The sequence below is a fragment of the Bradyrhizobium sp. S3.7.6 genome (assembly GCF_054061875.1).
Window position 1 is genome coordinate 1664896 of record NZ_JBSSEQ010000001.1, and the last position, 22598, is coordinate 1687493.

Consider the following 22598-nt stretch of genomic DNA (forward strand, 5'->3'; position numbering starts at 1 on the left):
ACCGCAATGACGGTGTCATCGCCCGCGAAAGCGGGCGATCCAGTACTCCGCGGCGGAAGCTGTGTGAACCGACTATTGCCGCGGCGTACTGGATGCCCCGGTCAAGCCGGGGCATGACAGCGGAGTGTGAGGATGGCTGACCTCAACTCACCGCGACACGTGCGCTGATACCGCGAGCCACGTCCCGTTCTTCTTCGTCCAGCAATCGGTGTACCGCCCCGTCGCCTGCCGGCCGTCGGCGGTGGTGTAGCTGGTGGCAGCGTGGATGATGGCAAAATCGCCCATGATGCGGATGATGACATCATGCGCATGCAGATTGCGGATTGCGATCGGCCGTGCCGTCTGCTCCAGGAAGGCGGCGCGGTCGACCAATGTCTTGTCGGGATTGGAGCAAAAGAACTCCGGCGCGAGGATTTCGTCGAAGCGTTTAACGTCGCAGTTTTGCACGGACGCGACATAGTCGTGGTTGAGCGCGGTGAGCTGGTCGAGGTCTTGGCTCATGACGTTTCTCTCCCTCTATGTTATTTTACTCCGTCATTGCGAGCGTAGCGAAGCAATCCAGAAATGTCTCCGCGGATGCAGTCTGGATTGCTTCGTCGCAAGGGCTCCTCGCAATGACGGGAGGCACTAGTCATTGAACAAAGGGGGCGGCACGAACCCGCCGAATTCGCGCTCGATCAGCTCGGCGAGCTTGAGCGGCGTGCGGTCTTCCAGCCACGGGCCGACGATCTGCACGCCGATGGGCAGTCCATCAGGCGCAAAGCCCGTCGGAATCGCGGTCGAGGGCAGACCGGGGAGCGTCGCGATGCCCGGCCAGGCGAGCTGGTCGGGATAGACGTGCTCCTTGCCGTCGATCTTGATCCGGCGCTTTTCCTGCTCTGGCGAATGGTCGTGCGGATAGGCCGCCGTCGGCATCACCGGGCAGATCACCGCGTCGAACGACTTGAACAGCTCGCGCCATTGCGCGCGAAGGCGGGTGCGCCCGCCGTTGGCCGCCTGCCAGTCGCGATGGTTGAGCGCGATACCGCGCAGCCGTTCCGCGGCCAAGCTGTTGTCACCCTCTGGCAACGCCGCTGCTGCCGCTTTCGCGCCAGCATAGATGTCGGGCGCGAAAGTCGAGCCGAGGAACGACATCAGCATGCGCATATAGAGCCGCGTGGAGGCCGCGAAATCCGGCAGCAGCGGGCTGTTGCGCTCGATTTTGACGCCAGCCTTGGCGAGATTGTCGGCCAGCCGGTTGATGGTGCCGCGCACCGCCGTGTCGGTCGGCATCACCGGATCGGTGTCGATCACCAGCACGCGGAAATCCCTGAACGCCGTGTGCCGCGCCGCCGGCAGCTCGAGCCGGTAGGCGAGGCCAGCGTCGATCGGATCGGGCCCGGCCATCACGTCGAGCACAAGCGAAAGATCGGCGGCGCTACGCGCCATCGGGCCGATCACCGAGAGGTCACGCTCGAACGGCAAAGGCGGCAGCGGCGGCGGCGTGTGGCCGCGCATGGCGACGAGACTGAAGGTCGGCTTGTGCGCATAGATGCCGCAATGGAAGGCCGGCACACGCAGCGAGCCGCCGATGTCGGAGCCGATCGACAGCGGGCCATAGCCCGCGGCGAGCGCGGCAGACGAGCCGCCAGACGAACCACCGGGTGTGCGGCCGAGATCGTAGGGGTTGTTGGTGGTGCCGTAGATGTCATTGTAGCTCTGCCAGTCGCCGAGCCCGAGCGGCACGTTGGTCTTGCCGACGATGACGGTGCCGGCGTCCTTCACCCGCGTGATTGGCAGTGCGTCTTCCTTCGCGACAAAATCCTTCTGCGCGGGAATGCCCCAGGTCGTGGGCAGGCCGGCGACGTTGTAGGATTCCTTCACGGTGATTGGGAGGCCGAGCAGCGGCTTCCGCTCGCCGCGCGCCCGCGCCGCGTCCGCGTCCCGCGCGGCGCTCAGCGCGCGGTCGAAATCCCGGACGCAGATCGCGTTGACCTTGCCGTCGTGACGTTCGATGCGATCAATCGCATCCTGCGTGAGCTCGACCGCGGAGACCTTCTTTGCGGTCAACGCGGCCGACAGCTCGACCGCGCTCTTGTAACTCCATTCCGTTTTCGCCACGACATGCTCCTGCGCTTCCCTGATGGGATGATGCGCAGTTTGACCGAATGCCGCAACCGCCGTTTGATCGCGATTGATATGTGGCTAGCTGTCATCGCGGGAAGGTCCAGCAACAAGTCGGCCGTCATCGCCCGCGAAGGCGGGCGATCCAGTATTCCAGAGACCCGCATTGGAGAACTCGCTCTCACCACATCCGCCGCGGCGTACTGGGCGGATTCAATCGGTCGTCGCAACACCAATTAATTTCACTCATGACAGCAGTTCGTCAAGCGCCTCCGCTGGCGTTTTCCAGCCTAGTGTCTTTCTCGGTCGGGCATTGAGGGCCGCTGCCACAGCGGATATTTCGTCGGCGCTGTGGATGCTCAGGTCTGTGCCTTTCGGAAAGTACTGCCGCAGCAATCCGTTGGTGTTCTCGTTAGTGCCGCGCTGCCAAGGGCTTTGCGGGTCGCAGAAGTAGACCTGGATACCCGCATCGATCTTGAGACGATCGTGCTGAGCCATTTCGGCTCCCTGATCCCAAGTCAGCGATCGACGCAGTTCTTCGGGTAAGGTGATGACGGTGCGCGTGATCGCATCGCGCACGGCTTCGGCCCCGTGTCCCGCGAGCGCAGGTCCGTTCTTCACGCGCGGAGCTTCGCCATGCCCCGCCAACCGGGGAAGGTGCAATAGCATCGTGAAGCGCGTCGTGCGCTCGACCAGCGTGCCGATTGCCGAGCTGCCAAGACCGAGGATGAGGTCTCCCTCCCAATGTCCCGGCACTGCTCGATCGGCAGCTTCAGCAGGGCGCTCACTGATCATGATCTCCGGGGAGACAAAACCCTTGCCTCGCCTGCGTACGCGCGCTCTGGGCATCCGTAATACACGCCCTGTTCGCAAGCAGGCCGTCAGCTCGCGGCGTAGCGCGCCACGGCCCTGGACGAAGAGAGCTTGATAGATAGCTTCGTGGCTGATGCGCATCGTCTTGTCGTCCGGGAAGTCGATCGGCAAGCGTCGGGCAATCTGCTCGGGGCTCCAGGCTTTGGCCCATCGCCGATCCTTGCGCGGGCCATGCCGGCGCCCCTTCCACGGAACGACGGGACCAAGAACGGGAGCGCCGCTCGGGGCTACGACGTCGCCAGCAAGTCTCTCCTGCACATAAGTGCGCAAGGTTGCATTGAGCGCAAGCTTGGTCGGCTTGGGCCGGCGGGCGGATCGATCCGCATGCCATTGGGCAGTTGTTGCCCGATACTCCAACCCGCCGCCGCGGGTGGCCGCGTTGCGCCGCAGTTCACGGGAGACTGTCGAAGCAGCCCGCCCCAGGCGACGTCCAATCTCCTGTATGGAATGGCCCTGCACCTTGAGCAGTGCGATCTCCTCGCGCTCTACCAATGAGAGGTACCGCCCGGAGAGTACCTTTGCCGAAGATCTGAACATCGCTGGTGGCATGCCGCCCGCCTTTCGGAATAATCTGCCTCCGACAGGTTGTGACAATCCGGCTTCCAGCGCAGCATCTTCGCTACTTAGCCCCGCGGCAATCGCCCGCCAAAATTTATTCTGTTCATTGCGTCCTGCAACAGACGGCCGTCCTGGCGATGGCAATGGGGCTCGTCCTGATTGCGCCGATCGGCGCCTTACAATGTTCATCGCAACCTCAAACCTCCGAGTGTTGCGACGACCGATTGAATCCGCCCTGGATGCCCCACCTTCGCGGGGCATGACACCGAGGTAGCTACGCCGCCCCGATCAATATCCCCACCGCGAGCACGATGGCGCCGCCGAGCACGATTTGGAACACGGCCTGGAGGAACGGGGTGTCCATGTAGCGCGCGCGGATGAAGGCGATTGCCCACAATTCGAAGAACACGACGACGCCGGCGATTCCCGTCGCGATCCAGAATGCGTTCGGCCAGCTGTCTGGGACGAGATAAGGCAGGGTGTGGCCGAGCCCGCCGAGCGTCGTCATCGTGCCGCAGGTGATGCCGCGCAGCCATGGCGAGCCGCGTCCCGTGAGCGAGCCGTCATCGGACAGCGCCTCCGCAAAGCCCATGCTGATGCCGGCGCCGATCGAGGCGGCGAGGCCGACCAGAAACGTCTGCCAGTTCTGGTGGGTGGCGAAAGCCGCGGCGAACAGCGGCGCCAGCGTCGAGACCGATCCGTCCATCAGGCCGGCGAGGCCCGGCTGCACATATTGCAGCACGAACATGCGCCGTCGCGTGCGGTCTTCCTCGGCGCGCACGTCGGGCTTCAAAATCTCGTCGGTGAGCGCGACGGCGCGGTTCTCGTGATGCTTTTCCTCCTCGGCGAGATCGCCGAGCAGGCGGCGCACGCCGACATCCTCGGCCTGCTCGGCGGCCCGCGCGTAGAAGCGCTCGGCCTCGAGCTCCATGGTCTCGACCTCTTTCCGGATGGTGTCGAGCGGCAGGTTTTTCGTCAGCCAGATCGGCCGCCGGCGCAGAAAGCCTTTGACGTTCTCGCGGCGGATCGGCGGCAGGTGCTGGCCGAAGCGTTCCTCATAGAGTTTCAGCAGCCGATGCCGGTGGCCGCGTTCCTCCTCGGCCATCTCCTCGAAAATCTTCGACGTGTCCGGGTAACGCTCGCGCAAGTCCTCGGCGAAGGTCATGTAAATGCGGCTGTCCTCCTCCTCGGAGGAGATCGCGACCGCAAGCACCTCGCGCTCGGTCAGTTCGGCAAAAGTCTTCACGGCGGACCTGTTTAATAGTTTAGAATTATTCTAAACTATATAAGGCGCCGGGGTTCCCGGGTCAAATCAGGCGACTTTTGCGAGGAACTCGAGCAGCAAGCGGCTCACCTCGGCCGGCTGTTCCTGCTGCACCCAATGGCCGGCGCCGTCGACGAGATGGCAGCCGAGCATCTTCGTGCAGCCGCGCCCCTGCATCGCTTCGAACACGCCGGGGCGCTGATAGGTGCCCCAATCCTGCTTGCCCGAGATGAAGCAGGTGGGCACGTCAATGCTGCGGCCCGCAAACAGCTGCATCTCGCTGTTGAGCATGCCCGAGGTGCCGTAGCGGTACCATTGCAAGCCCCCCTGGAATCCGGTGCGGCCGTATTCGGCGCTGTAATAGGCGAGGTCGCTGTCCGGCAGCCATTGGTTGGCGGCGATCGCGGCCGGCGAGGGCATCTCCTTCGCAACCGTCTCCGCCATCGTCTCGCCGGCGTCCATCACGTAGTAGGTCGGCAGTTTTGCGAGTTCGCCCGCGGACCACGACGTCAGCGGATATGGCTTGTTGTCGGTCCAGTCCGCACTCTTCTGGTGATAGTAGGCGCGCAGGAAATCGTGCACGCCCTGCGGCGCGTGCTGCATGTCGGCGTTGGCCGGGCGCGTCGCGTAATACCATTGATAGTGTTTGCGCGGGCGCGGCAGCGCGGCGAGCTCGCGATGCACGGGGTCTTCTGCTGGCGGCTTTGCCGGACTGTCGACGGTGCCAAACGGCATCGGCGGCGCTCCGCCGAACGGCGCGCTCATCAGCGTCACCGAGCGAAACACGTCGGGCCGGATCAGGGCGCACCAGGCCGCAACCGGGCTGCCGAAATCATGCCCGGCGAGATCGACCTGCCTGTAGCCGAACGCCGACACCAGGGCGAGCGCGTCGCGCACGAGGTTGAGGAGCGAGAACGGCGTGAGATCGCCGTCGTAATCCGCGGTCCATCCCGTGGTGCGGCCATAGCCGCGCTGGTCCGGCGCGATCACGTGATAACCGGCCGAGGCCAGCGCCGGCATCACCTTGCGCCAGGAGAAGGCGAGCTCAGGAAAGCCGTGCAGCAAGAGGATGCAGGGCCGCCCCTTGGTCTCGAAGCCGGCTTCGAGCACGTGCATGCGCAAGCCGTTGATGCCGTCGACATAGCGCGAGCGGATGCCGGCGGGGAGAGGGACGTCGGGGAGGTCGGCCATTTTTTGTTTCCTCGTCATGGCCGGGCTTGTCCCGGCCATCCACGTTTTTGTTGCCGTTGATTGTAAGAACGTGGATGCCCGGGACAAGCCCGGGCATGACGGAAGCCGGGCGATTGCCGCGCGCTACACCGCCGCACACACGAACGCGCTGCCCTTGCGCCTGATCTTCCCGACCGACGGCGAGGGGAAATGCGCGGTGCAGCACAGCGTGTCGGTGTCGCAATAGCGCTCGAGAAAGCTGCGGCGCGTTTTCGCCGCCGCGGCCGGGTCGACGTCGAACTTGATCGACAGCTCCGGATAGAGCGTCTGCAGCGGCGAATGCATGAGGTCGCCGGAGAACACGGCGTCGTCCTTGCCGCGGCCCATCGTGATGGCGATATGGCCGGGCGTATGTCCCGGCGTCGGCAGGATGCGGACGTGATCGCCGATCTGGTGATCGTTGCCGACCAGCTCGTGGCGCCTGGCCTCGACCACCGGCAGCACGCTGTCAGCGAAAGGCGGGATCTCCGCCTTCGCGTTCTGCTCGGACCAGTGATCGAATTCCTGCTTGGCAAAGAGGTAGCGCGCCTTGGGGAAGGTCGGCACCCAGCGGCCGTTCTCGAGCCGCGTGTTCCAGCCGACGTGATCGACATGCAGATGCGTGCACATCACGAAATCGATGTCGTCGACCGCGAACCCGGCGGCGTTGAGTCCGCGCAAGTACGTATCGTCGGTCTTCATGTTCCATTTCGGCCGCTGCGGGCGCGGCTTGTCGTTGCCGATGCAGCTGTCGATCAGGATGGTGTGATGCGGCGTCTTCACAACATAGGACTGGAAGCACAGCAGCAGCACGTCCTGCTCGTCCAGCGCCTTGGCCTGCCGCATCCATGCCCGGTTCTCGGCTAGGACCTCAGGCGTCAGTCCCGGCAGCATCTCCAGCGCCGGCACGAACGAGGTTTCCTGCTCGATGACGCGATGGATGGTGAGATCGCCGACGGTGAATTTCAGGCTCATGCTCGCTTCCCTTGCACTCACCGTGCATCGCGCACGGATGGAATGACGATGTTGGAGAGGATGTCGATCGCGGCCAGCCCTTCCTTCGGCTGGCCGTATTGGGCAGCGGTGGTCATCATGACGAGATCAAGCTCGGGCACGATGAAGATGCGCTGGCCGCCCCAGCCGAAGGCAGCAACCCATTTGATTTCCTTGTCACCGGCGAGCGAGCGGCCCATCCACCATTGATAGCCGTAGAACATCGTGCTGCCGAAATAGCCGATCGCCTGGAAGCGCGGCGTGGTAGATTGTGCGATCCAGTCGGCCGAGACGATCTGCCGGCCGTTCCACTGGCCGCGATTGAGCACGAGCTGGCCGATCTTCGTCGCATCGCGCGGCCGCAAGCGAAGGCCCGCGGCCGCTGCAATCTTGCCGTTCTTATAGGCTTTCCACTCCAAATCGCTGATCCCGAGCGGCTGGAACAGCACCTCGCGAGCAAATGCCTCCAGCGGCTTGCCCGAGACGCGTTCGAGGATGTTGCCGAGCAGTTCAGTCCCGCCGCCATTATAAGTCCACAGCACGTCGGGCGGCGCAGCGACTGGCTTTGCGAGCACATAGCCGATCGGATCGGCCTCAAAGGTGAGATGCGGCTCGTCGTTTTTCGGATCGGTCCAGGACCGTGCCTCGTCCCATTCAATGCCGGAGGACATCGTTAGCAGATGGCGCAGCGTGATGGCCTCCCAGCCCGCCTGCTTCGCCGCCTGATGGTCGGGGAAGAATTTGAGCACGGGCTCGTCGACGCCTTCGATCAGCTTGCGATCGATCGCGATGCCGACGAGCAGCGAAGCGACACTCTTCGATGCCGAACGCATGTCATGCTTCGTCGTCGCGGTAAATTCGTGCTGGCCGTCCGGTTGTCCCCAGGGTTGGTCGTAGCCGGGAAAATACTGCTCGAAGACGAGCTTGCCGTGGCGCACGACGACAACCGAATGGACCGAGGTCGCGCGTTGATCGAGCCGTGCAGCGATGCTGCAGAGCCGCATGCCTTCCATGCCAACGCTGTCGGGCGACGCAGTCGTCCACCCGTCGTCGATTGACGACGGCGATCCACAGGCGAGGTTTTGTCGTCCAGTCGCCATGCCGTCGGCCTGCACGGAAGTGGCTGAGACGGTCAACGCGAGCACGAGGCTCGCGCCGAGAATGCTGAGGCGGGGGAAGCGATCGCGCATCGTCCTTCTCCCCGCAGCCTAGTTTACGCCGCTGGAGGCACCGAGATCTTGACCGAGGGGCGCTCCAGCATCTTCTGGTGGAAGGCGTCGAGTTTCGGATAGGCCTTGCGCCAGCCGCAATCGGCGAAGCGGAAGTCGGCATAGCCGAGCACGCAGACGAGGCCGATCTGCGAGATGTCGAACGGGCCGTTCAAAACTTCGGGCATGTTCTCGAAGCGCGCCATGCCGGTCCAGGCCCGGTTCCAATGGTCGTCCGACCATGCCTGCCATTGCAGGCCCTGCGGCCGCACCATCTTCTCGTAGCGGCACAGCAGCATGGAATCGAGCATGCCGTTGATCAGGGAGTGATCGGTCTTGGCCTTCCAGCGCCGCGGGCCGTAATCGGGGATCAGGCTGCCGCCGGCCATCTCGTTGAGATATTCGACGATCACGTAGGAATCCAGAATGACGTCGCCGTCATTGGTGATCAGCACCGGCAGCTTCTTCAGCGGCGTGATGCGCGAATAATCCTCATTGACCGTGCCCGGCGCGACGGTCGCGGGCGTGAGCTCGATCTTGTCGATCAGCCCGAGCTCGATCGCGGCGATACGCACCTTGCGGGCGAAGGGCGAGGCGGCAGAGAAGGAGAGTTTCATGGGAAAATGTCCTACGCGGTGACCGGCAGTTGGTTATCGTCATTGCGAGCGAAGCGAAGCAATCCAGCCTGTCTCCGTGGAAATAGTCTGGATTGCTTCGTCGCTTCGCTCCTCGCAATGACGGGGAGAGGGCGGAGGCCTTACGCCGCCACAATCTCCTGGCGCTGCTCGCCGAGGCCTTCGATGCCGAGCGTGACGACATCGCCGACATTGAGGAAGGTCGGCGGCTTCATGCCGAGACCGACGCCGGGCGGGGTGCCGGTGGTGATGATGTCGCCCGGCAGCAAGGTCATGAACTGTGACACGTAGGAGACGCATTTGGCCATGGAGAAGATCATGGTCTGGGTCGAGCCGGTCTGGCGGCGCTGGCCGTTGACGTCGAGCCACATCGACAGGTTCTGCACGTCCTTGATCTCGTCCTTGGTGGCGAGCCACGGGCCGACCGGGCCGAAGGTGTCGTGCGACTTGCCCTTGGTCCACTGGCCCAGGCGCTCGGTCTGGAAGGCGCGCTCGGAGACGTCGTTGCAGACGCAATAGCCGGCGACGTAGTTCAGCGCATCGGCTTCCGAGACATACTTGGCGCGGGTGCCGATGATGGCGGCGATCTCGACTTCCCAGTCGAGCTTGGTCGAGCCGCGCGGCTTTTCGACCGCATCGTTCGGGCCGGACAGCGAGGTGTTGGCCTTCATGAAGATGATCGGCTCGGTCGGGATCGCGGCGCCGGTTTCCTTGGCGTGGTCGCTGTAGTTGAGGCCGATGGCGACGAATTTCGAGATGCCGGTGACGGGCGCGCCGAAGCGCGGCTTGCCGGAGACGGCGGGCAGGGAGGCCGGGTCAAGGCCCGCCAGCTTCTTCAGGGATTCCGGCGAATAGGCCTCGCCGGTCAGGTCCTTCACATGCGCCGACAGGTCGCGCAATTGGCCGGATTTGTCGATCAGGCCGGGCTTTTCCACACCCTTTTCGCCATAACGAACAAGCTTCATTCTCGTTTCTCCCTGGAGATGGACCGATCGGTTAAATAGCTTCATGGAACAGGGCGGCGGGAAATTCAACCGCTCAAAACGGGGCGCATTGCAGCCCTTCCTTTGTAGGGTGGGCAAAGGCGCGGAGCGCCGTGCCCACCAATTCTTTTTGATGGCCCGGTATGGTGGGCACGCGGAGCCTGTCATCGGGCGCGCATTCGCGCGACCCGGTGGCTTTGCCCACCCTACGATTGCAGCGCCACAAATTTGAACGCATCCCCGTCCCGCTTGATGTGCCCGGCCGAGAAATGGCCGCCGATCACCAGCGTCGGGGTATCGGCAAAGCGCGAGAACACCTTGTGCCGCGACGCGGCCGATTGGGCGGTATCGGTGTCGACGACCGAGCACCAGTCGAGATGCGCCATCTGGCAGGGGTGATGGGCGACGTCGCCGCTGAGCAACCCTTGTTCGCCGCCGGACTCGATCAGGACGCTCATATGCCCGGGGCTGTGGCCGGGGGTCGGGATCACGCTGATCTCCTCGCAGAGCCGGTGATCGCTCGGGATCAACTCGGCCAGGCCCGCATCGACGACCGGCTTCACGGAATCGTTGAACACCGCGACCTTGTCCGGCTCGGCCGTATAGTCGCGCCAATATTCATACTCGGTCTTGCCGAACAGGTAGCGCGCCCTGGGGAAAGTCGGCACCCATTTGCCATCGACGAGCTTTGTATTCCAGCCGACATGGTCGACATGCAAATGCGTGCACAGCACGGTGTCGATGCTGTCAGGGGGAAAGCCCGCCGCCGTCATGGTCTCCAGAAACGGCGTGCTGCGGTTATTCCAGACCGGGACACCGCGGCCCTGCTTGTCGTTGCCAAGGCCAGTGTCGACCACGATGCGGCGCGTCGGCGTCTCCACCACCAGCGAGTGGATCGACATTTTCAGCCGGCCCTCCTCGGTGGCGAAATGCGGGATCAGCCAAGGCAGCTTCTGGATCTCGTCATTGGTCGCGGCCGGCAGGATGAAGCGGGTCGAGCCGACCGTCTCCATTTCCACGATCTTGGTGATTTTGACCTTGCCCACGGTCCACGGCATGCGGCGATCCCAATTTTCTTGCTCGCGAAAGATGCGGCCTTCCGCTGTCGAACGCAATGGATCATCTGTCGCGATGTTGCGTTATCGGGGGAACCCCGAGACAGCCAGAGAGAGCGACGATGCCAGAGCTTGCCATTTCCGCCGAGAAGGTCGCCTTCATCATCGAGAAGGCCCGCGAATTCGACGTCAAGGAGGCGGCGTCCGACCCCGACTCGGGGTCCAATCCCTCTGATGATGACGAGATCGACGTGCTCGAGGACACCAATTCCGACCCGGTCGCAGCCGAACTGTCCGGTTTCATCCGCGCGCTGAACGAGGACGAGCAGCTCGACCTCGTCACGCTGATGTGGCTTGGCCGCGGCGATGGCGAAGTGGAGGAGTGGGACGATCTGCGTGCCCGCGCCGCCGAGGCGCGCGGTGAATACAAGAACCCGCGTCGCGAAACGGTGCAATACCTGCTGGGTGAGCCGATGCTGGGCGATCTGCTCGCCGATGGCATGGACGAGCTCGGCATCGACTGGACCGACGAGCGGACCACGCCGGTATCCTAAGTCGTCACCGCGCGCAGTCGACGATCACGGTGCCGAGCTTGTCACCCTTCTCGACCGCGAGATGCGCCTGCGCAGTATCCGACAGCGCGAACTGCGCCGCGACGTTGTGAATGCGCGGCCCTGCCGCCAGCCATTTCGTGATATCGGCCTGGGCCGCCGCAAGCAGCGCGGGCGGTAGCGCGAACAAGACGAGCGAGCGGAGCGTGATGCACTTCTCCATCAGTTCGCGCATCGGCACCGTGGGTGTGCGGTTGCCGTTGGTGGCGTAGACGGCGATCGTCGAATTGAGCGCCATCAGCTTCAACGTCGTCGCGACGTTGCCGCCGAAATCGACATCGGCCACGCGATCGACACCACGTCCGCCGGTGAACGCCATAGCCTTGGCGACGACGTCCTCGTCCCTGTAATTGACCACGAGATCGGCGCCCGCGCGCCGGGCTTGCTCGCCCTTCATCGCCGAGCTGACTGTCGCGATCACCTGCGCGCCGCCCCATTTGGCGAGCTGCACGGCATAATGGCCAACCGCGCCGGCGCCGCCGGTGACAAGCACGGTCTTGCCGACGATCGGCCCATCCGCAAACAGGCTGCACCATGCGGTCATCGCGGGGATGCCGAGCGTTGCGCCTTCCGCAAAGGAAAGATGATCCGGCAGCGGCGTCACCAGCTGCTCGGCGAGCGCGATATATTCGGCCGCCGTGCCGAAGGCGCGGCCGTTGCGCTGGCCGTTGAACAGCCAGACCCGGTCGCCGACCCTGAAGCGCGTTACGCCGTCGCCGATCTGGTCGACGAAACCCGCGCCGTCGCTGTTCGGAATGAGGCGCGAAAATTCCATCGCGCGATAGCTGCCGCCGCGCCGGCCGACATCGGCCGGATTGACGCCGGAGGCCTCCAGGCGAATGCGAACTTCGCCTGGGCCAGCGACCGGCGTCGCCATCTCACCATAGGTGAGGACATCCGCCGCCGGTCCTGTTTGCTCGTACCAGACTGCTCTCACAGCGTTCCGGGGAAGGCGCCGCCGTCGAGCAAGATGTTCTGGCCCGTGATGAAGCCGGCCTTGGCGCCGCAGAGGAAGGCGCAGGCATAGCCGAACTCGTCGGGCTGGCCGAAGCGGCCGGCGGGGTTGAGCTTGGCGCGCTCGGCCAGGATCTGCTCCGGCGTCGTGCCGCGCTTGTCGGCCTCGGCCTTTGCGGTGCCGGTCAAGCGGTCGGTCTCGAACGGGCCCGGCAACAGGCCGTTGATGGTGACGTTGTTGATCACGGTCTTGCGCGACAGGCCGGCGATGAAGCCGGTGAGGCCGGCGCGCGCGCCGTTGGAGAGACCGAGGATGTCGATCGGCGCCTTCACCGCCGCCGAGGTGATGTTGACGATGCGGCCGAACTTGCGCGCCATCATGCCGTCGACGGTCGACTTGATCAGCTCGATGGGCGTGAGCATGTTGGCGTCGATCGCCTTGATCCAGTCGTCGCGGGTCCAGTTGCGGAAATCGCCGGGCGGCGGGCCGCCGGCATTGTTGATCAAGATGTCCGGCTCTGGGCAGGCCTTCAGCACGGCCTCGCGGCCGGCAGGCGTCGTGATGTCGCCGACGATTTCGGTGACCTTCACGCCCGGATAGGCCTTGCGGATGTCGTCGGCCGTCTTCTTCAGGGCTTCGGCGCCGCGCGCGGTCAGCGTGATGTCAACGCCGGCTTCCGCCAGCGAGATGGCGCAGGCGCGGCCGAGGCCCTTGCTGGATGCGCAGACGATGGCGCGGCGACCTTTGATCCCAAGATCCACTGTTTCACTCCCGTAATGTCAGGCAGGTTTTAGACGGGCCGCACTCTAGCCAATCGTGGCGCCGCTGATAAGGGAGGGGGCCGCGTCAAAATGCATGGCGCGGTCGCGCGGCGATGCAAATGTGCGGGCATGATCCCGAAAAGTGTGCAGCGGTTTTCCGAAAAGATCATGCCCAGACAATAAGCTAGATGCGCCGTTCCTGCTTGAGGCGGTCGATCGCGGCCGCGGCCTCCGGCGGCAATGTCTTGAAGCCCATCTTGCCGGCCGCCGAGAACAGCGGCCGCAGATGCGAACCGGCGAGGAACGGCGGCTGGCGGTTGGCCGGCACGATCTGGTCGAACACCAGCACCAGCGTGGTGGCGACGAGGCCGACCCTGACGGCGCCGAGTGCGGCGCCGGCGAGCCGGTCGCCGATCCCGGCTTCGCGTATCGTGTCGTTCAGCGCGAGGCGGCCGATATAACCAAGGAGCATGCCGACGACCACGAAGATGCCGAAGAACCAGATCCAGTTTTGCAGCAGCGGCGCGTTCGGATTGGTCGCGACCTGCGGCACGATCAACGGCATCAGCGCGACGGCGATGGGAGCGGCCAGGAGATAGGCGAGAATGGTCATTGCGCTGCCGAGCAGGCCGGTCCTGAAACCGAAGCCGATCGCGACGGCGAGTGCCGCATAGACCGCGAGATCGAAACTGTTCATGAGCGTCAGGCCTGCCTCGATGGAACGCTTGCGTCGTTGGAACGAATGAACGCCGGACCGATCATTCCGGTTTCAGATCGTTAAAATCGTCTGTATTGGTGGCTCCAAAGCTCAGGGAAAACACTCAAGGCAAGCGTCATGTCAGACTTATTCGACGTCAGTCAAGAAACCATCCTAGTGACGGGCGCGAGCCAGGGGCTGGGGCGGCAATTTGCCCGGGTTCTGGCGGACCATGGCGCGGCCGTCGCGCTCGCCGCGCGGCAGACCGACAAGCTGAAGAGCCTGGAGGAGGAGATCCGCGGCAAGGGCGGCCGCGCTGCCGCGGTCGCGCTCGACGTCACGGACATGTCATCGATCGCCAAGGCCGTGGATGCCACGGAAGCCGCGCTCGGTCCGATCACGGTGCTGATCAACAATGCCGGCATCGCCATCGAGAAGCTCGCGACCGAGCAGACCGAATCCGATTGGGACGCCGTGATCGGCGCCAATTTGAAAGGCGCTTATTTCCTCGCGACCGAAGTCGCGCGCCGCATGATCGCGCGCAAGCAGGAAGGCAACATCGTCAACATCGCTTCCGTGCTCGGCACCGGTGTGCTGAAGGCGGTGTCGCCCTATGCGATCTCCAAGGCCGGCATCCTCCAGGCGACCAGGGCGATGGCGCTGGAGCTCGCAGGCCAGAACATCCGCGTCAACGCGCTGGCGCCCGGCTATATCGACACGGAAATGAATCACGCCTTCTGGTCGACGCCCGCGGGCGAGCGATTGGCCAAACGCATCCCGCAGCGCCGCGTCGGCGCCGAGTCCGATCTCGATGGCGCGATCCTGCTGCTGGCCTCGAAGGCGTCGCGGTACATGACGGGGAGTGTCATCACCGTCGATGGTGGTTTCCTGCTGAATTGAGCCCCGCCGTCGTCCCGGGGCGCGCGTAGCGCGAGCCCGGGACCCATATCCCCAGGGAGATGTTTGGCGAAGACTCGGAGTTGCCATCTCGCCCCACAACATCTCCCTGTGATTATGGATCCCCTCGGTCGCGGGGACGACGGCGGAGAATTGGGTGGCGGCGTTGCGCTAACTCGCACGCACCTCCGCCCTGATCATATCCGCCGCCTTCTCCCCGATCATGATGGTCGGCGCGTTGGTGTTGCCACCGATCAAGGTCGGCATGATCGAGGCGTCGACGACGCGCAAGCCCTCGATGCCATGCACCTTCAGCTTCGGATCGACCACCGACATCGCATCGGTGCCCATCTTGCAGGTGCCGACGGGGTGATAGACGGTGTCGACGCGATTGCGCAGGATGGCGCGGATGTCGTCGTCCGTTCTCACATCGGACGTGAACATGTCCTTCTTCTGCAACGCGCGCAGCGCGGGCGTCTCCATCAGCCGCCGCGTGGTCTTGAAGCCCGCGACCATCGACTCGAGATCTTCCGCCTCGCCCAGAAAGTTCGGATCGATCATGGGTGCAGCGAGCGGATCGGCGCTTTTCAGCCATACGCTGCCGCGGCTCTTCGGTCTGAGCAGGCAGACATGGCACGAGAAGCCCGCTTCCTTGTGCTTCTTGCGGCCGTGGTCGTCGAGCATCGCGATGACGAAGTGCAGCTGGATGTCTGGCACGGCGAGGTCGGGCCTGGTCTTCAGGAAGCCGCCACACTCGGCGAAATTGGTGGTCATCAGGCCGCGTCGCTCCCGGCGATACCGCTGGATGGCGCGGAGCAGGGATGGCAACCGGCCGAGCGATGAATGAACGAAATGCGGATAGTCGGAGGCGTAGACGAACACGAAATCCGGATGGTCCTGCAGATTGCGCCCGACGCCCGGCAAATGATGTTCGGCGCCAATGCCGTGCGCGGCAAGCGCATCGCCATCGCCGACACCCGACAGCATCAATAGCTGCGGCGACTGGAAGGCGCCGCCGGCGAGGATCACCTCGCGGCGGGCGCGCAGCTGCTTGGTCTGCTTGCCCTGCACATATTCGATGCCGACCGCGCGCCCGCCTTCGAACAGGATCTTCGTGGCCTGCGCCCCGGTCTCGACGCGCAGATTCGCGCGCTTGTCCATGTAGGGCTGCACATAGGCGCGCGCCGCGCTCCAGCGCTCGCCCTTGTGCTGCGTCACCTGGTAGCTGCCGAGCCCTTCATGGTCCTCGGCGTTGAAGTCCTCGCGGATGCGGAACTGCGCCTCGCGCGCGGCCTGGTGGAAGACGTCATGGATCGGATTGTCCGAGCGCAGTCTGTTGACATGCAGCGGGCCGTCCTTGCCGTGATACTCGCCGTCGAAATCGGAATTGTTCTCCGAGCACTTGAAATAGGGCAGCACGTGGGCGTACGACCAGCCGGCATTGCCGAGCGAGGCCCAGTGGTCGTAGTCCGATTTGTGGCCGCGGATGTAGACCATGGCGTTGATCGCCGAGGAGCCGCCGAGGCCTTTGCCGCGCGGTTGATAGCCGATGCGGCCGTTCAATCCCTTCTGCGGCACGGTATCGAAGGCCCAGTTGGCCGCGCTGTATGGCAAAGCGAGCCCGAATGGCGTGGTGATCCGCCAATTGTCGTTCCGTCCGCCGGCATCGAGCAGCGCCACGGATGTCGCCGCATCCTCCGACAGCCGCCCCGCCACCGCGCAGCCGCCGGAGCCCGCGCCCACGACGACGAAGTCGAATGTGTCAGTCACTGATGTTCCCCCCTCTGCATTTTCTTCTCGTCATTGCGAGCGAAGCGAAGCAATCCAGACTGTCCCCGCGGCGGGATTCTGGATTGCTTCGCTTCGCTCGCAATGACTGAAAGCTACGACATGAACCGCATCAACTTCTCCAGCCGCGCGATCTTGCCGCCGTAGGGCGGATAGAGATCGGCGAGGCGGTTGAACTTGGAGCGATAAAACACCGGCTTCAGTTTGCTGAACGTGCGAAAACCCCATTCGCCGTGATAGGCGCCGGTGCCGGACGCGCCGACGCCGCCCATCGGCTGGTTGGCTTGCGCGAAGTGGAACAGGCAGTCGTTGACGGTGACGCCGCCGGAGATCGTGCGCGACAGCACCTCGTCGCGGGCGGCGCGATCCTTGCCGAACCAGTAGAGCGCGAGCGGCCGGTCGCGGGCGTTGACGAAAGCGATCGCCTCCGCCGGATCGCGATAGCCCAGCACCGGCAGAACGGGGCCGAAAATCTCTTCCTGCATCACCGCCATCGCCTCGGTCGCGCCGACGATCAGCGTCGGCGGGAACTTGCGGTGTGCTTTCCAGTTCGGATCGTCCGCTTTCGCCGGTTGCAGGATTTTTGCGCCGCGCTGCGCAGCATCTGCCACGAGTCCTTCAAGCCGCGCATAATGCCGGTCGGAGATGACGGAGGTGTAGTCCTTGTTGGCGGGATCGGTGCCGAACATGCGCCGCATCTGCGCGCGCACTTTTTCGGCGAAGGCCTGCAACGAGCGCTCGGGCACCAGCACATAGTCCGGCGCGATGCAGGTCTGCCCGGCATTGAGCAGCTTTCCGTAGGCAATGCGCTCGGCCGCCTCCTCGAGATCGGCGGAGGCGTCGATGATCGCCGGCGACTTGCCGCCAAGCTCGAGCGTTACGGGCGTGAGATTGCGCCCGGCGGCCTCCGCGACCAGCCGGCCGACCCGGGTCGAGCCGGTGAACACCAGATGATCGAAGGGAAGGTGTGCGAAGGCTTTTGCGATTTCGTCCTCGACGCCTGTCACCAGTAGCTCGGTGGCATCGAATTTCGCGGCCACCGACTCCTTCAGCAGCACTGAGAAGTGCGGCGAGAGTTCGCTCGGCTTGATCATGACACGGTTGCCGGCGGCGATCGCGCCGATCGCGGGCGCAAGCGTGAGCTGGAGCGGATAATTCCAGGGCGCGATGATGCCGACGACGCCGAGCGGCTGCGGGATCAGCCGGTTGCGCGCGGGCAGGAATTGCAGCGCGGTGGCCACTCGCTGCGGCGCCATCCAGCTCTTCAGGTGCTTGGTCGCATGCCGGATCTCGGAGAACACCAGCATCGTCTCGGCAATAGTGGTCTCGACGGCCGAGCGGTGGCCGAAATCGGCCGAGATTGCCTGCCGGAATCGCTCCTCGTTGTCGGCGACCACGGTGCGCAGCCGCGCCAGCCGGTCGAGCCGCTCGGCCAGGTCGGGCGCCGGCTCGGCCCGCGCCCGCGCGACCATGGTCTCGAAGGCATCCTTCAGCGCCGGGAGTGGCGCGCTCGCCAAGGGGCGGTCCAAGGTATGGTCCATGGGTGGTCTCCCCTGAAAACGACGTTTGCCCCCGGTTTTGTTGCCCGCAAGCTGGCCCTTTGTGGAACTTCTGGCAAGAGCGCACCAAACGGGCCGGAAATCGGCCCAACTCACTGTCATAAAGTCGAAAAAAACGTCCCCGCGGCCCTTTCCAAAGGCAGCCCGGGTTGGTACATACGCCTCGCACCCGAGGGGCTTTGCCCCGGGGTTGCCTTCCAAGGAAGCCTTTGGGACGCGAGAGCAAGCCACGCGAATAGCGCCGGCCCTCATTCATCGTCCCCGGCATTTCGGCGAAGGCGCGCAAAGGTTTAACGCGGGGTGGAGCAGCCCGGTAGCTCGTCAGGCTCATAACCTGAAGGTCATAGGTTCAAATCCTATCCCCGCAACCAAGTTCGGACTTTTACCGGTTCCGATACGAAAATGGCCCGCATCACGCGGGCCATTTTTGTTTTGGTGGGGCGGGCGCCTACCGTCTCAGGTCACGACGAGTCCCTCGGTCAGTGCGGCCTTCCTCAGATAGGTAAGCGAACCACGCCGAACTTCGCCGGTTGGGCCGGGCGTCGCGGCAATTGCGATCTCTATTCACCACTCAATTGAGTGCGCCATCACCAGAATTCTCATCAGTGCCTTCCAGGGGACCGGCCGCGAACGGAATGAGCAACAGTCCGAGCAGCGCCACGCAAGCGAGGAGGGCCCAGGCTTCGTTGGCGCTGAGCGCGAACGCGGCCTTTTCGACCATGGGACGCAGATAGGCTTCAACCGTGGCATCGGAGACCTGCGGAGGGCGGTGGGTAAACAGCGTGACGTCAAGCCCGATCGCCTGAGCCGCAGTCACATCGCCCGCAATCAGGCGCTCGCGCAAAGCGTCGGCGTGCCCGCCGGTGCGCCCGTAAAGGATCGTATCGATCAGCGCGATGCCGATTGCGCCCCCAAGGTTTCGCATCAGGTTGAACAGGCCGCTTGCGTCGGGTACCCGTGATGCGGTCAGCGAACCCAACGCCAGCCGGGTCGGAGGCAGCAGGCAAAACATGATCGCAACGCCGCGCAAGACTTGCGGCCAGAACATTTCTTGAAAGTCGGCGACACGGCTCTCGAATGCACTGCAACCCAGCCCGATCGCGAACAGACCAAACCCCGCCGCCGACAACCAGCGGGGATCAAACCTGCTTTCCAGCAGGCCCGCAATCGGCGCGGTGGCAAGCTGCGCAACGCCGGTGACGAGCATGATCGTGCCGATTTCAAATGCGTCATGATGTCGAACATAGGCGAGGAAGACCGGCATGAGATAGACCGAGCCGAACAATCCAACTCCGAGGAAGAAGCTCAATGCGCAACCGATTGCAAACGAGCGCGATCTAAAGGTTGACAGTTCGACCACCGGATGCGCGGCCCTGAGTGTTCGGATGGCGAAGACGGTTGCCGCGGCAGCACTCAAGACGATCAGGATGGAGCAGAATGGAGAAAGCCACCCGCGTTGCGGGCCTTCCTTCAGACCGATCTCCAGGCATGCAAGCGAAACCGCAAGAAGTCCGAGAGACGGCACGTCGAGTGTAGCCAGATCAGAAAGCCGGGGTCGTTCGCGCGGCAGCAGCATTGGCGTGGCGAGTGCGGCGACCACCCCAGGAGCGACATTGATCAGAAACAGCCAATGCCAGGACCAGGTGTCGGTGATCCAGCCACCGACCACCGGCCCGACCGTGGGCGCCAGCACGGCCATGATGCCGGCCATGGTGGTGGCAACGGGATGCAAACGGATCGGAAACAGCAGAAAGACAGCGGAAAAAACCGCCGGAATCAGCACGCCGCCAGCGAAACCCTGAAGCACGCGGAAGCTGACAAGCGTCGTAAAAACTGCTGCTGAATGCGCAGCCGATGGAGGCAAGGGTAAAGAGGCTGATCGCAATAACGAACAGCCATCGCAGCGTCAGAACGCGCGTAAGCCACCCGGTCAGTGGAATGGCGATGATCTCGGCGATCAGATACGCGGTTTGAATCCAGCTCATCGCCTCTCGCGATATGGCGAGTGTACTCTGGATCGTGGGTAGCGAAGTGGCGACGACCTGAATGTCGAGGATCGCCATGAACATGCCGAGGCACATCAGGACGAAGCCAAGCCACGTAGCTGCACTCGGCTCGGTAACCCGTTCAGTCATTATGCGCCACGCATAATGTCTCACGGGATGCGGCGAGGGCGAGGTTTTCGGCCCGTATGCGGATCGCGAGAACCGCGGCGTTGAGGATGGTGAAGACGATGGCCAGCAGCGGCAAACCCAGAACCAAAGGGAGCACGGCGATCTCGCCGGCAACCACGGCATAGTTGGGATGCGACAGAAATCGATAGGGTCCCGCTGACACGAGCGGCTGTTCGGGCAGAACAATAATCCGCGTCGTCCATCGTGAGCCGAGCGTCCAGATGATCCAGAAGCGAAGGCACTGAAGGATAAGATAGCCGGCCAGGGCAACGACATTCACCGGTTGGTCGCGGCCGAACACCCACAGCGACAACAGCCAGACGGCATGAACCGTGATGATCAACGGATAATGCCGGGGTGCCACCTCGACGGCGCCGCGGGCCAGGAGCTTTCGAGTGTTCGCGCGCGAAATGACGAGTTCGCCGACGCGCCGCAGCGTGATGGCGCCGAGAATGAGTTCAGCAAACGTCACGCAGTGTGCCGTAGCGTGACACAGCTCGCGGTGAAGCCGGGTCCGAGCGCCGTCAACAGTGAGCGCGCCGGCAGCCCTTTCGCGCGAGCCTGCTCAAGCACGAACAATACAGTGGGTGACGACATGTTACCAAAGTCGGCGATAATCTGTCGTTCATGGGAGAGCGTTCCTTGGTCGAGCGCGAGCGCGCCTTCCAATGCGCAGATAACTTTCGCGCCGCCGGGATGGCAGATGAAGCGGTCAATGTCTTCCACCGAAAGACGCATTCTGGAGAGAATTTCGGTCACGGCGGAGTTGAAATGCCTCGTGACGAAGTCAGGTATGGTGCGGCGAAAGATGACGCCGAATCCTTCCGGATCGACACTCCATCCCATGATGCCAAGCGTATCCGGCCAAAGGTGTTCGCCGGCAGCCTCGATCTGCGTCGCACCGCCATCGCCCGCGCGCAACACGATTGCAGCAGCACCGTCGCCAAACAGGCTGACGGCGACGATGTTGGCTTTGGTAAGTTCGTCCAGGCGAAGTGCGAGTGAGCAGAGCTCGATCGTGACCAGCAGCACGTTGGTGCCAGGGCGCGCTTGGGCGAGGCGCGACGCAATCGATAGACCAGAAACCCCGCCCGCACAGCCAAGACCAAACACCGGTACACGCATCGTATCGGACCGGAAGCCCATCCGGCGAGCAACGCGCGCCTCGAGACTTGGTGTCGCGATTCCCGTGGAAGAGACGGTCACGACAGTGTCGACATCGCCGCCAGCAAGTTGTGCGCTCGCCAGCGCCTTCTCGGCGACATCGACAAATAGCGCTTCAGCTCCCTCGAGAAAGGCCTCGGTGCGTTCGGGCCAGCCTCGTCGTTCGAGATACCAGTCGAACGGCTTGACGCCGTGACGCTTGACTATGCCGGTATTCGAGAAAATGCTTGAGAACCGTTCGAATTCGGGAAAGCGGGCGCCGAAGACATCCCATGCCGCCGTTAGCACGTCCTCTTGCAAAAACACGTGGGGAGGCACCGACGTCGCCAGGGAGACCAGCGCAGCCGGGGGCATCGGGGATCCTGGTGTTGCTGTCATCAGCATAAGAAACATCGGCGCGGTGCAAATATTTCGACGCTTGTAAGAAATGATCTAGCCGGACATGTCACTAAAACTTGAATAGCGTTACGACTTCCCAGGTTTGGATTCGACATGCAGAGGTTGTCACTTCCGCCCAGCGAGGCATTCGAGCGCCATCAGAATCTGACCATGGTCCATCAAACTGTTGCCAACGCGATCGTTGACGCCGTCGCGCACTCCATGAAGCGAGCTGTCCAATGACCGAGGTCGAGCTTGTCAACGTGTTCACCCACACGGGGCGCGGCGGCAACCCCTGTCCAATTGTCATCGATGCATCGAACCTGACTGCTGCAGGGATGCAGTCGGTGGCCCGGCGCTTCGGGCATGAGTCGGGCTTCGTCCTGCCGGCTCCCAGCGGCGACGCCGACTATGCCTTCCGGTTCTGGGTTCCGCGACACGAGATGGAGATGTGCGGTCACGCGACCATCGGCGCGCTCTGGGTCCTCGCGACCAAGGGGCGCTTGCCGGGCGAACAGGTCCGCATCGAGACGCGCAGCGGATCGGTGACGGGTTATGTCGATCGTGTGGACTCGGGCGAACCGTCCGTCGAGATCAGCCAGCCCGTCGGCAAGGTCGTTGATCTCTCGCGTGCCGAAGAGGAGGACGTTCTGTCGACGCTCAAGCTGTCGCGCCGCGATCTGCTGGATATGCCGGTGCAGAACGCCGTCACGTCGCGCGTGAAGACGCTCAT

The 22598-nt window shown here is 63.7% G+C and carries 20 protein-coding genes, 1 tRNA gene and 2 pseudogenes; 5 read left to right on the forward strand and 18 right to left on the reverse strand.

Features of this window, described 5'->3' with window-relative positions; genetic code table 11:
* Positions 1-147: 147 nt before the first annotated feature.
* Together ACVJ5M_RS07855 and ACVJ5M_RS07860 are read right to left on the reverse strand one after the other, a co-directional pair.
* Entirely contained in the window at positions 148-501 is a 354-nt protein-coding gene (locus ACVJ5M_RS07855; protein ID WP_063980844.1) for a nuclear transport factor 2 family protein, read from the reverse strand.
* A 126-nt stretch (positions 502-627) separates the two neighbouring features.
* On the reverse strand, positions 628-2100 hold the full coding sequence (locus ACVJ5M_RS07860; RefSeq protein WP_063980845.1) for an amidase: 1473 nt from the start codon (positions 2098-2100) through the stop codon (positions 628-630).
* Positions 2101-2103: 3 nt separating this feature from the next.
* Between ACVJ5M_RS07860 and ACVJ5M_RS07865 the strand changes: the two genes are divergently transcribed.
* Positions 2104-2343 (forward strand): hypothetical protein, encoded by a 240-nt coding sequence (locus tag ACVJ5M_RS07865; protein WP_456679273.1) that lies wholly within the window; start codon positions 2104-2106, stop codon positions 2341-2343.
* Between the two features lie 6 nt (positions 2344-2349).
* Here ACVJ5M_RS07865 and ACVJ5M_RS07870 read toward each other — a convergent pair whose 3' ends face one another.
* The 8 genes from ACVJ5M_RS07870 to ACVJ5M_RS07905 form a co-directional block, all read right to left on the reverse strand.
* Complete coding sequence (locus tag ACVJ5M_RS07870) at positions 2350-3723, reverse strand: IS30 family transposase (protein WP_456679274.1); 1374 nt, start codon at positions 3721-3723, stop codon at positions 2350-2352.
* Between the two features lie 85 nt (positions 3724-3808).
* Positions 3809-4780 (reverse strand): iron exporter MbfA, encoded by a 972-nt coding sequence (gene mbfA, locus ACVJ5M_RS07875; protein WP_063980847.1) that lies wholly within the window; start codon positions 4778-4780, stop codon positions 3809-3811.
* 66 nt (positions 4781-4846) lie between these two features.
* Positions 4847-5989 (reverse strand): alpha/beta hydrolase, encoded by a 1143-nt coding sequence (locus ACVJ5M_RS07880; RefSeq protein WP_063980848.1) that lies wholly within the window; start codon positions 5987-5989, stop codon positions 4847-4849.
* Between the two features lie 123 nt (positions 5990-6112).
* Positions 6113-6982, reverse strand: a complete 870-nt coding sequence (locus ACVJ5M_RS07885; protein WP_063980849.1) for an MBL fold metallo-hydrolase — start codon at positions 6980-6982, stop codon at positions 6113-6115.
* Between the two features lie 17 nt (positions 6983-6999).
* A complete protein-coding gene (locus tag ACVJ5M_RS07890) occupies positions 7000-8190 on the reverse strand; it encodes a serine hydrolase domain-containing protein (protein ID WP_063980850.1) in 1191 nt (396 codons plus the stop codon).
* Positions 8191-8213: 23 nt separating this feature from the next.
* On the reverse strand, positions 8214-8825 hold the full coding sequence (locus tag ACVJ5M_RS07895; protein ID WP_063980851.1) for a glutathione S-transferase family protein: 612 nt from the start codon (positions 8823-8825) through the stop codon (positions 8214-8216).
* Between the two features lie 140 nt (positions 8826-8965).
* On the reverse strand, positions 8966-9808 hold the full coding sequence (locus tag ACVJ5M_RS07900) for a fumarylacetoacetate hydrolase family protein (protein WP_063980852.1): 843 nt from the start codon (positions 9806-9808) through the stop codon (positions 8966-8968).
* Between the two features lie 224 nt (positions 9809-10032).
* Complete coding sequence (locus ACVJ5M_RS07905; RefSeq protein WP_063980853.1) at positions 10033-10884, reverse strand: MBL fold metallo-hydrolase; 852 nt, start codon at positions 10882-10884, stop codon at positions 10033-10035.
* A gap of 119 nt (positions 10885-11003) precedes the next feature.
* On the opposite strand from ACVJ5M_RS07905, the gene ACVJ5M_RS07910 reads away from it, so the two are divergent.
* Complete coding sequence (locus ACVJ5M_RS07910; protein WP_038933620.1) at positions 11004-11435, forward strand: DUF3775 domain-containing protein; 432 nt, start codon at positions 11004-11006, stop codon at positions 11433-11435.
* 4 nt (positions 11436-11439) lie between these two features.
* On the opposite strand, the gene ACVJ5M_RS07915 is transcribed toward ACVJ5M_RS07910, so the two are convergent.
* The 3 genes from ACVJ5M_RS07915 to ACVJ5M_RS07925 form a co-directional block, all read right to left on the reverse strand.
* On the reverse strand, positions 11440-12429 hold the full coding sequence (locus tag ACVJ5M_RS07915; RefSeq protein WP_283017980.1) for an NADPH:quinone reductase: 990 nt from the start codon (positions 12427-12429) through the stop codon (positions 11440-11442).
* Entirely contained in the window at positions 12426-13208 is a 783-nt protein-coding gene (locus tag ACVJ5M_RS07920) for an SDR family oxidoreductase (protein WP_231143834.1), read from the reverse strand. Before ACVJ5M_RS07920 ends, ACVJ5M_RS07915 begins: the two co-directional genes overlap by 4 nt.
* Before the next feature lie 184 nt (positions 13209-13392).
* Positions 13393-13905, reverse strand: a complete 513-nt coding sequence (locus tag ACVJ5M_RS07925) for a CvpA family protein (RefSeq protein ID WP_028157265.1) — start codon at positions 13903-13905, stop codon at positions 13393-13395.
* 138 nt (positions 13906-14043) lie between these two features.
* Here ACVJ5M_RS07925 and ACVJ5M_RS07930 point away from each other — a divergent pair, with 138 nt between their 5' ends.
* Positions 14044-14805, forward strand: coding sequence for an SDR family oxidoreductase (locus ACVJ5M_RS07930; protein ID WP_063980856.1), 762 nt, complete (start codon positions 14044-14046; stop codon positions 14803-14805).
* A 168-nt stretch (positions 14806-14973) separates the two neighbouring features.
* Here ACVJ5M_RS07930 and ACVJ5M_RS07935 read toward each other — a convergent pair whose 3' ends face one another.
* Positions 14974-16572, reverse strand: coding sequence for a GMC family oxidoreductase (locus ACVJ5M_RS07935; RefSeq protein ID WP_063980857.1), 1599 nt, complete (start codon positions 16570-16572; stop codon positions 14974-14976).
* Positions 16573-16685: 113 nt separating this feature from the next.
* Positions 16686-18131, reverse strand: coding sequence for a coniferyl aldehyde dehydrogenase (locus ACVJ5M_RS07940; protein WP_354099840.1), 1446 nt, complete (start codon positions 18129-18131; stop codon positions 16686-16688).
* A gap of 312 nt (positions 18132-18443) precedes the next feature.
* Here ACVJ5M_RS07940 and ACVJ5M_RS07945 point away from each other — a divergent pair.
* Positions 18444-18520, forward strand: a tRNA-Met gene (locus ACVJ5M_RS07945).
* 200 nt (positions 18521-18720) lie between these two features.
* Here the strand turns inward: ACVJ5M_RS07945 and ACVJ5M_RS07950 are convergent.
* From ACVJ5M_RS07950 to ACVJ5M_RS07960, 3 genes and pseudogenes are all read right to left on the reverse strand, one after another.
* A pseudogene (locus tag ACVJ5M_RS07950) lies at positions 18721-20230 on the reverse strand (DHA2 family efflux MFS transporter permease subunit).
* 46 nt (positions 20231-20276) lie between these two features.
* Complete coding sequence (locus ACVJ5M_RS07955) at positions 20277-20795, reverse strand: isoprenylcysteine carboxyl methyltransferase family protein (protein WP_354099841.1); 519 nt, start codon at positions 20793-20795, stop codon at positions 20277-20279.
* Positions 20792-21871: a type III polyketide synthase gene (locus ACVJ5M_RS07960; RefSeq protein ID WP_283017981.1), complete on the reverse strand. Its 1080-nt coding sequence runs from the start codon at positions 21869-21871 to the stop codon at positions 20792-20794. Before ACVJ5M_RS07960 ends, ACVJ5M_RS07955 begins: the two co-directional genes overlap by 4 nt.
* A gap of 233 nt (positions 21872-22104) precedes the next feature.
* Here ACVJ5M_RS07960 and ACVJ5M_RS07965 point away from each other — a divergent pair.
* Positions 22105-22539, forward strand: a pseudogene (locus tag ACVJ5M_RS07965) (PhzF family phenazine biosynthesis protein); the annotation flags it as partial.
* Positions 22540-22598 lie beyond the last annotated feature (59 nt).

What these genes read in the sequence shown, in the direction of transcription:
- ACVJ5M_RS07855 (WP_063980844.1), bottom strand. Translation starts at nt 501, where the DNA reads ATGAGCCAAGACCTCGACCAGCTCACCGCGCTCAACCACGACTATGTC.
- ACVJ5M_RS07865 (WP_456679273.1), top strand. Translation starts at nt 2,104, where the DNA reads ATGCTCCTGCGCTTCCCTGATGGGATGATGCGCAGTTTGACCGAATGC.
- ACVJ5M_RS07870 (WP_456679274.1), bottom strand. Translation starts at nt 3,723, where the DNA reads ATGAACATTGTAAGGCGCCGATCGGCGCAATCAGGACGAGCCCCATTG.
- ACVJ5M_RS07880 (WP_063980848.1), bottom strand. Translation starts at nt 5,989, where the DNA reads ATGGCCGACCTCCCCGACGTCCCTCTCCCCGCCGGCATCCGCTCGCGC.
- ACVJ5M_RS07885 (WP_063980849.1), bottom strand. Translation starts at nt 6,982, where the DNA reads ATGAGCCTGAAATTCACCGTCGGCGATCTCACCATCCATCGCGTCATC.
- ACVJ5M_RS07890 (WP_063980850.1), bottom strand. Translation starts at nt 8,190, where the DNA reads ATGCGCGATCGCTTCCCCCGCCTCAGCATTCTCGGCGCGAGCCTCGTG.
- ACVJ5M_RS07895 (WP_063980851.1), bottom strand. Translation starts at nt 8,825, where the DNA reads ATGAAACTCTCCTTCTCTGCCGCCTCGCCCTTCGCCCGCAAGGTGCGT.
- ACVJ5M_RS07900 (WP_063980852.1), bottom strand. Translation starts at nt 9,808, where the DNA reads ATGAAGCTTGTTCGTTATGGCGAAAAGGGTGTGGAAAAGCCCGGCCTG.
- ACVJ5M_RS07905 (WP_063980853.1), bottom strand. Translation starts at nt 10,884, where the DNA reads ATGCCGTGGACCGTGGGCAAGGTCAAAATCACCAAGATCGTGGAAATG.
- ACVJ5M_RS07910 (WP_038933620.1), top strand. Translation starts at nt 11,004, where the DNA reads ATGCCAGAGCTTGCCATTTCCGCCGAGAAGGTCGCCTTCATCATCGAG.
- ACVJ5M_RS07925 (WP_028157265.1), bottom strand. Translation starts at nt 13,905, where the DNA reads ATGAACAGTTTCGATCTCGCGGTCTATGCGGCACTCGCCGTCGCGATC.
- ACVJ5M_RS07930 (WP_063980856.1), top strand. Translation starts at nt 14,044, where the DNA reads ATGTCAGACTTATTCGACGTCAGTCAAGAAACCATCCTAGTGACGGGC.
- ACVJ5M_RS07940 (WP_354099840.1), bottom strand. Translation starts at nt 18,131, where the DNA reads ATGGACCATACCTTGGACCGCCCCTTGGCGAGCGCGCCACTCCCGGCG.
- ACVJ5M_RS07960 (WP_283017981.1), bottom strand. Translation starts at nt 21,871, where the DNA reads ATGCTGATGACAGCAACACCAGGATCCCCGATGCCCCCGGCTGCGCTG.